We start from the raw sequence: 7,268 nt of genomic DNA, 5'->3' as shown, positions 1-7,268 counted from the left end.
GCGAACAAATGCGCCAATACGGCGAAGACCAAAAAAAGACCGGCCAACGCCAGGCGCTGACCCGGCTGACCGCGCCGGTGGCCGGCAGCGTGCAGCAACTGGCCATCCACACCGTGGGCGGCGTGGTGACCGAAGCCCAGCCGCTGCTGGCCGTGGTGCCGCGGGACGAAACCCTGGAAATCGAAGCGCAGATCGAAAACAAAGACATCGGCTTTGTGCGGCCGGGGCAGGCGGCCACCGTCAAAGTGGAAAGCTTCCCCTACACCCGCTACGGCTACCTGGACGGCGTGGTGGACAGCGTCAGCCACGACGCGATGCAAGACGAAAAGAAGGGCTTGGTGTTCCTGGCGCGGATCCGGCTCAAGCAAGACCACCTGAGCATAGACGGCGCGCGGGTGCGGCTCAGCGCCGGCATGATGGTGAGCGCGGAAATCAAGACCGGGCGGCGGCGGGTGATCGACTACTTCCTCAGCCCGCTGCAACAGCACGTGGGCGAAGGCCTGCGCGAGCGTTGAGATGAAACTGCTGCTGATCCACCAAAACTTCCCCGGCCAGCTGCGCCACATCGCCGAACACCTCAAACAACGGCCGGACATCGAGCTGCTGGCGGTGGGGCGCGACAGCGCGCCCGGCCTGGCCGGCGTCAAACTGCTGCGTTACCGGCCGCACCGCGGCCCGCACCGCCACACCCACCCCTATCTGCACAGCTACGAAGACGCGGTGCTGCACGGCCAGGCGGTGCTGCGCGCCTTGCAGCCGCTGCAACAGCGTGGCTACCGGCCGGACGTCATCCTGGCCCACCCCGGCTGGGGCGAAACCCTGTTCCTCAAAGACCTGTTCCCGGCGGCGCGGTTGATCCACTACAGCGAATACTACTACCACGGCCGAGGGGCCGACGCCGACTTCGACCCGGAATTCCCGCTCAGCCTGGACGGCGCGGCGCGGCTGCGGGCGCGCAACGCGCTGCACCTGCTCAACCTGGAACACGCCGACCAAAGCGTCACCCCCACCCACTGGCAACACAGCCTGCACCCGGCGGCCTACCGGCCGAAGGTGCAGATCCAGCACGAAGGCATCCGCTGCGGCCAACTGGGGCCGGACCCGACGGCGACGCTGACCCTGCCCAACGGCCGGACGCTGCGCGCCGGCCAGCCCATCGTCAGCTATGTGGCGCGCAACCTCGAACCCTATCGCGGCTTCCACACCTTGATGCGAGCCTTGCCGGCGCTGCTGCGGCAACGGCTGGACAGCCAGATCGTCATCGTGGGCGGGGACGGCGTCAGCTACGGCAGCGCGCCGCGTGACGCGGCCCACTGGCGCGAAAAACTGCTGCGGGACAACCCGGTGGACCCGGAGCGGGTGCACTTCCTGGGCAAAGTGCCGTACGAGGTTTACCGAAAGGCGCTGCAAGTGTCGGCGGTCCATGTCTACCTGACCTATCCCTTCGTGCTGTCGTGGAGCCTGCTGGAAGCAATGGCGAGCGGCTGCCGCATCGTGGCGTCGGACACCGCGCCGGTGCGGGAAGTGATCCGGGACGGGGAGAACGGCGAGCTGACCGACTTCTTCGACGCGGCGGCATTGGCGGAGAAAGTGGGGGCGGCCTTGGAGACGGACGGCGGCGGGCTGCGGCTTGCGGCGCGGGAGACGGCGGCGCGCTACAGCGTGGAGGCGGGATTGGCGGGCTATCGACGGTTGTTGGGTTTGGAGGAGCGGGTTGTTTCATGGCCGGGCGAGGGGTAGAGCCTACATGGTTTCGGAGAAGAACTGAATAGGGTTTGAGTAACACATTTGGGAGTGAGCTTATGAGGTTCAGCGCAACAGGTTTGGTGTGCTTATTTATTGGAATCTTGTCGCTTCTGTTTGCCTACTTTGTGGATGCGACACGTGAGAACCAGAACAATATGGCCTTGTTTGAATTTGTTGGTGGCCAGAGCGCCGGAGCGGCAGTGTCCAAGGATAACTGGCCATGCCAAAACTGGTTGCGGCTTTCCTTTTTGAAGCAATGCGCGGCCATTACTATTTATGATGCCGGTAATTCACAAGTGCTGATTCGCGCTTATGATTTTTTTGACGCGAATAAAAGCATGAATGAAATAATAATCAACTTCGTCGATACAAAATCAAGAATGGAGACGGATGGGAGTGTTTATTCTGATCAGAAAGCAAGGTTTGTTGTTGTATTGAGGAGAAATTGAACGGTGCTGGAATAGGTGTGCTTATTGTGCTTGATCAAGAGAGGGGTAGCTATGCGATTGTTAGGCTTGATTTTTTTGTGGCTGGTTTTTGGTGGTGTGTTGTTTTCTCCAATGCCCAGCTTGGCAATGGGGGGCTTTTATCGTGAAGAAAGCAAGGCGCTTTGGGATGTGATTATTAAGGATATGATCGCGAGAGGAGTCTGTGAAGACCCTCATGGCTGCACGCGCCAATTAGATGCTTATTCTAATCATGATTTCAATGCGGGTTTGCAGTATTACAATTTGGAAGGAATGAATCCCAAAGTGCTTTCCAGCATTCTGCTGACTGTGATGACTAAAGGCGAGCAGGCAACTCAGGGCAGCCCAATCATGCTGGAGTTTTATAGAAAACCTCGTCAATACTATGCCGATCGTTTTCAGGGTAGAGGCAAGCCGGTTTTTGTGCTGAAGATGAATCCAAAGAACTGACGCGTAAATTCAGACTGTGTCTTTAGTATATGGGGGGCAGACATGCATCACCATCGAACTCAACAGAGGATAGAATTGAAAAAGTACCATGACTGGGTACGAGGCATCTATCTGATTTTATTTGGCCTGGCGTTGTTTGGGGCGCTGGCGGGAATCAGTTACTGGTGGCTATTGTTATTGGCCTCCATGCTTAGAATAGGAGATTGGTCGCAACTGCCCCCGCGTTCCTTGCATGGTCTTGATCTGTCGGCCAGGTACCAGGCCGGCAATGATTTATTTTTCTCTTTTTTCGGATGGAGTGGGTTGGGTGTGTTCCGAAGTGTGCCATGGCGCATGGAGACCGATTCAAAAGTGGCTCAGGTTGAAACTGCTCAGCAGATGTTCAAGCAATATTTTGACTGGGCCTATGTGTTGTCGGTATTTGCCCTGATTTTGATATTGGCGGGGTATGGATCAACACGAATAGGACAGCTTAGCATTGTGCAGTTTTTCTTGAATTATACCTTGGTATTGGTGGCACAAATTATGGCTTTCAAATTACTGCAAGCGACCCGAAAGAAGTGAACGCTTGTTGCTAGGGGTGATGGGGGCGTTGTGGGAGGTGTTCGAGCTTGGGAAAAAGAGATTGTGATCAGCCCAGCGTTGAAGTCGAGAACGGAAAGTGATTGAACGTAGAATAAAATCAACTTCGTAATCCTAAGTTTGTTGTGGTCTTGCTGCTTGTGATCAGAGAAAGATGGATATGCCATTTCTGTATATTGCAATTGTGTTGTTCATGGTAGTAAATAGACCTGACTTGATTTATGGACGGCGGGTGGGCGAGTTGGGTAGTTTATGGGTGTTAAAGCTGGGGGCTGGGTTCTTCAGCATATTATTTTTCTTGTACGCTGTCAGATATGGTGTGACGCTAGATGAGCCCTCTGTTGGATGGTTTTGCCTTTGGTGCGCTTATTATATGAGGCTGCGTGTGGTATCGGCATTGCCGCAGGGCTTGCCTTGGCAGCAGCTGCTCATGCAGTACCAATTGTTTGGTCTACGCTTCAATTCTTGGCTGGGGCGTCTGGTTATATTGTTGGATGGCGCGGGCGCTTGCTTGATCTTGAGGCAGACGCGCGCACTATGGGTGTAAATAAAGGGTAGGAAGTGAAATATGGGTGCCTTGATCTTGTCGTTTGAGTTGTTTTTGTTTTTCAAGTTAATGCAGCGATTGGTTGAATTGGATGGCTATCTTGCTCTGCATCGCCAGTTTCCGCGCATGACTTGGTTTTTTCTGGCAGAGCCGGTGGTGGATGTGCTGGGAAATAGAAGCCGACTCTTTTATCGGGGCCTCTCCTGGCTTTTTGCGATGCTGCTGCTGTTGTTAGTAGTGACACCAAGCCTAGGCTCTGAATCAACGGATTGGCATGAGTTTTTTATTGGTAGCGTTGGCATGGTTTTATATTTCTTTTATCGTGCCAATCCCTACTTGCAGAGAATATATAAGTGGAGCCATGAGTAGGTAAATGGTTTTACGGGGAAAGTGTAAGAGTAATGTTGAAATTCAGATGGCTGTATTACGGGTTTGGTGCATCGACAGTGTTCTTGTTTTCATTAGGCTTGGGTTTGTCGTGGCTTAAAGTGGGCGGTGACATTACTCATCGCTTCGTGTCATGTGGCGGCGGTATTTTTCATTGGCAGGTGATTTTTTCTCAGCTGTTGCTGTTGGAGTCCATCTTGATGAATGCATTATTCTTTGGGCTGAATGGACGATTTATTTCAGTAACAAACCTGCCCAAATCACAGCTGTTAATGGGCGCTTCGCTGTGTCTGCTGTTGGTGGGGTTGATCGCGGATGCGGTACTTGGCTATGAGTTTCAATGCGAGTCAGCTGTCTTCGGTTCAGGGTTGAGGTATGCAACATTCACCTTGGGGATGAATATATTTCATGCTGCGTTATTCTTGTTGTGCTTTCAGGCGTGTGCTTTGGGGCGCGCGTTGAAAGTAGAGTGAGGAACTAATAGATACATGCATGCGGTGGTGGTTGGTTAAAATGCGTGAGTCAGTTGATAGGCTTGCTTTTATTATTGGTTAGATAAATTTATTTGTGAGTATTAAATGATTATATAGTGTTGTGCTAGGAGATATTGATCGGAGGGGAGGGATGATGGTAGAGACTAGGCTTCTTGTACTTCTCGTATTGGCGGTGTCTGGATGTTCAGTAGGGGAAACTAAATTAAAGCCACCGTTGAATTTGCCTGTTGACCTGAGTCGTGCAGGTGTGGTGGCTGAGACTAACTTCACCGTTGATGAGCTAAATGTGTATGATTTCTTTTTGGAGTTTGATTATCAATCGGGAAATGAGCTGGATAGAAAAAGAGTTAGGAAGGTGCTGGGTGATAATGCTTTAGATAAGACAGGTGATCCGCTCGAGCCCGGCGTGACAACACCGGTGCGACTTGAGGTTTTTAAGTTGGGTAAAAATAATATGTGCCGAGTCTTTCAGAAACAACTATCCCCTACGTTGACATTTTGGGGAGGGGATAGCTTTGGTAAGAATATTGGGGGAAAACTCTTGTTTCCTGGGACGTATCATTTAAGGTTGGAAAATTTGTCAGCAAACCCAGTATATGCCAGCATAAAAACAGATTTTGTTGTTGGTGTGGATAGGTTTAAAACCACGGTGAGTAAAAATATGGAAAAGGTACAAGAGTGCCTACCGTAACTACCTACTGCCGTAGGTCGAGAAATTATGATGTCAAATTTTTTTGCTCATTGTTTGTGGGGTGTATGTAAGGTGATCTTTAAGGGGGGCTATGTTTTTTTGCGTAATTCTCTTTATTCTGTATGTTTTAGGATTTTTCTATAAGTATACCTTTTTGTCAGGTGGTGAGAGGGAGTGGAGAGAGTTGATGCCTTCTGATGATAATAATTTGTTTGTTAAATTTATTTATTGGTTTTTTCTTCCTGTAATTGTGCTGTGTTTTTTGCCATTCTATTTTGTTAGGAGTGCATTTGTTTTTATTGTTGTATTTGTGATGTTTATTTTTCGAAATGGTTTAATTGGTGGCTAAGTGTCAGCGCGAGGGATGTGTTTTTCCATGTTGATGCGGCCATCTGGCGGTGGTGTTTTTTTTAAATGGTAATAGATGATTTGTTGGGAGGTGTATGTTTTTCTTGAAAGTTCATAAGGGTGTGTTTTTTGTTTTTAGTTTGATTTTTTTTACTGCTTTAGAGTGGTTCTTGTTTGGTGTTGCCGCTTCTAGGTTGTGGTTTTTTAATGTGCCTAGTGTGATCGTTATGTTCTCTGTAGTTATTTTGAAGCTTATAGGGGATGGTGGCGATTTGAATAAGAGTTTAATCAGATTTTTTGTTTTTCCAATTGTGGGTAAGCGGAAGGAGGGTGCGGGTATTGTTTTGATTGATTTTTTTAGGCTCGTGATGTATTTCTTTTTTGCGGCGATGGTTGCTTGGGTTTGCATTCAGGTTTTTGGCGGAAGGTAATGATGGAAAATGAAGCCCATCGATTGAGAAAAGGCTTTGTCTATCAATGCTGTTTAAGTACCAATATATACTAGAAGTCATTGATGGATTGGTGATTATTGGGTAATGATTTTAATTATGTTGTGACCTTGTTTGAATATGGTTTTTGAGTTGATGGGAGGGGCTATGAATAGATTGGTAAGCGCATTGCTTATGCTTTTTATTGGTGTTTTTTTCTATTGGAGTGCTGAAAGGTCTGGTTATAGTGGTAGTTTCTTTGGCGGGCTTTATTCTGCTTTTGGTAGCAAGGTGTTTTTGGTTATTGGAGGGTTGGGATTTCTGTGGGAAATATTTAGGCTGAAGAAATAGGATGCCATGGAGCGTGTCGCTAGAAGGGCGGTATATTGTCGTGATAAATGGCTGTCGTGAGTAATTATTTTAATGGTGCGGTTTATTAATTGTTTTGGATGTTTTGATTTAATTTTTTAATTTATCGAATTCTGAATATCCATACAAATAAGTGTGTGGCTATCCAGAATAGGGTAGATAGGTATTTTATGGTGGTTCTTGGGAGGTTGTTATGCTTGATAGATGTTTTGGTGTTATTAAGGTGTCTTTAAATGTTTTTATGAGGCATTTTTTTAAGGTGATGTTTTTTCTGAATTTTGTGTTGACAGGTGTAGGCGGTTTTTTTGTTTTTCACTATGGGGGAGGGGTATGTTTGGGGCAGTATGGAGCGACTTCAGCAATTGTTTATTCTAGCGCAATGATTTTGTCATTTAATGTGCTGATGTGTATTTTTTACTTCTCTTTTTTTAAAGTGGCGGCCCGATTGCCTCTAGGGAGAGTTGGTGTGATTCATTTGCTTGTTGCGATGCTTATTACTGTTGTGGTGGCATCCCCTTTTTTTAAAGGAGTTATTGATTGTCCTGCTAAATTGATGCAGCATAATTTTGCTGTCATTTTTATTGTCTTTGTTATTCTTGAGCAAGCATTTTTGTTTTGTTTTTTTGCGACAATGGTTGCTTTTTCATGTGTCATGAGAAGGGGGAAGTATGGCGATCTCTAATGAGACAATGGGGAATGTAGCTACTAGTGTAGCAGATGCTATTTCAAAGGGGACTTGGGGTGCTGGCACCTCTGTAG

The 7,268-nt window shown here is 48.4% G+C and carries 10 protein-coding genes; all 10 read left to right on the top strand.

Annotated elements, in window-relative coordinates; genetic code table 11:
- Positions 1–515 (top strand): HlyD family type I secretion periplasmic adaptor subunit (locus HA052_RS26695; RefSeq protein ID WP_166454378.1); only part of this gene is annotated, 515 nt, incomplete at its 5' end.
- A gap of 1 nt (position 516) precedes the next feature.
- Positions 517–1,740, top strand: coding sequence for a glycosyltransferase family 4 protein (locus HA052_RS26690; protein ID WP_166454377.1), 1,224 nt, complete (start codon positions 517–519; stop codon positions 1,738–1,740).
- Positions 1,741–1,802: 62 nt separating this feature from the next.
- The gene (locus HA052_RS26685; protein ID WP_166454376.1) at positions 1,803–2,195 is read left to right on the top strand and encodes a hypothetical protein; all 393 of its coding nucleotides are present in this window, start codon (positions 1,803–1,805) and stop codon (positions 2,193–2,195) included.
- 51 nt (positions 2,196–2,246) lie between these two features.
- Positions 2,247–2,663, top strand: coding sequence for a hypothetical protein (locus HA052_RS26680; protein WP_166454375.1), 417 nt, complete (start codon positions 2,247–2,249; stop codon positions 2,661–2,663).
- 42 nt (positions 2,664–2,705) lie between these two features.
- Positions 2,706–3,227 (top strand): hypothetical protein, encoded by a 522-nt coding sequence (locus tag HA052_RS26675; RefSeq protein ID WP_166454374.1) that lies wholly within the window; start codon positions 2,706–2,708, stop codon positions 3,225–3,227.
- A gap of 586 nt (positions 3,228–3,813) precedes the next feature.
- Positions 3,814–4,161, top strand: coding sequence for a hypothetical protein (locus HA052_RS26670; protein ID WP_166454373.1), 348 nt, complete (start codon positions 3,814–3,816; stop codon positions 4,159–4,161).
- A gap of 32 nt (positions 4,162–4,193) precedes the next feature.
- Positions 4,194–4,652: a hypothetical protein gene (locus HA052_RS26665; RefSeq protein ID WP_166454372.1), complete on the top strand. Its 459-nt coding sequence runs from the start codon at positions 4,194–4,196 to the stop codon at positions 4,650–4,652.
- 151 nt (positions 4,653–4,803) lie between these two features.
- Positions 4,804–5,364 (top strand): DUF5625 family protein, encoded by a 561-nt coding sequence (locus HA052_RS26660; RefSeq protein ID WP_166454371.1) that lies wholly within the window; start codon positions 4,804–4,806, stop codon positions 5,362–5,364.
- A 443-nt stretch (positions 5,365–5,807) separates the two neighbouring features.
- Positions 5,808–6,143, top strand: coding sequence for a hypothetical protein (locus HA052_RS26655; protein WP_166454370.1), 336 nt, complete (start codon positions 5,808–5,810; stop codon positions 6,141–6,143).
- 559 nt (positions 6,144–6,702) lie between these two features.
- Positions 6,703–7,191 (top strand): hypothetical protein, encoded by a 489-nt coding sequence (locus tag HA052_RS26650; RefSeq protein WP_166454369.1) that lies wholly within the window; start codon positions 6,703–6,705, stop codon positions 7,189–7,191.
- The last annotated feature ends 77 nt before the right edge of the window (positions 7,192–7,268 follow it).

This window comes from Chromobacterium fluminis (assembly GCF_011602385.1).
Lineage (GTDB): Bacteria > Pseudomonadota > Gammaproteobacteria > Burkholderiales > Chromobacteriaceae > Chromobacterium > Chromobacterium fluminis.
The sequence above is the reverse complement of the archived record's forward strand: the minus strand, read 5'-3'. Positions and strand labels throughout refer to the sequence as shown.

Bases quoted from the DNA above. Each gene is read 5' to 3' on its own strand.
- HA052_RS26690 (WP_166454377.1), top strand. From the start codon at position 517: ATGAAACTGCTGCTGATCCACCAAAACTTCCCCGGCCAGCTGCGCCAC.
- HA052_RS26685 (WP_166454376.1), top strand. From the start codon at position 1,803: ATGAGGTTCAGCGCAACAGGTTTGGTGTGCTTATTTATTGGAATCTTG.
- HA052_RS26680 (WP_166454375.1), top strand. From the start codon at position 2,247: ATGCGATTGTTAGGCTTGATTTTTTTGTGGCTGGTTTTTGGTGGTGTG.
- HA052_RS26675 (WP_166454374.1), top strand. From the start codon at position 2,706: ATGCATCACCATCGAACTCAACAGAGGATAGAATTGAAAAAGTACCAT.
- HA052_RS26670 (WP_166454373.1), top strand. From the start codon at position 3,814: ATGGGTGCCTTGATCTTGTCGTTTGAGTTGTTTTTGTTTTTCAAGTTA.
- HA052_RS26665 (WP_166454372.1), top strand. From the start codon at position 4,194: ATGTTGAAATTCAGATGGCTGTATTACGGGTTTGGTGCATCGACAGTG.
- HA052_RS26660 (WP_166454371.1), top strand. From the start codon at position 4,804: ATGATGGTAGAGACTAGGCTTCTTGTACTTCTCGTATTGGCGGTGTCT.
- HA052_RS26655 (WP_166454370.1), top strand. From the start codon at position 5,808: ATGTTTTTCTTGAAAGTTCATAAGGGTGTGTTTTTTGTTTTTAGTTTG.
- HA052_RS26650 (WP_166454369.1), top strand. From the start codon at position 6,703: ATGCTTGATAGATGTTTTGGTGTTATTAAGGTGTCTTTAAATGTTTTT.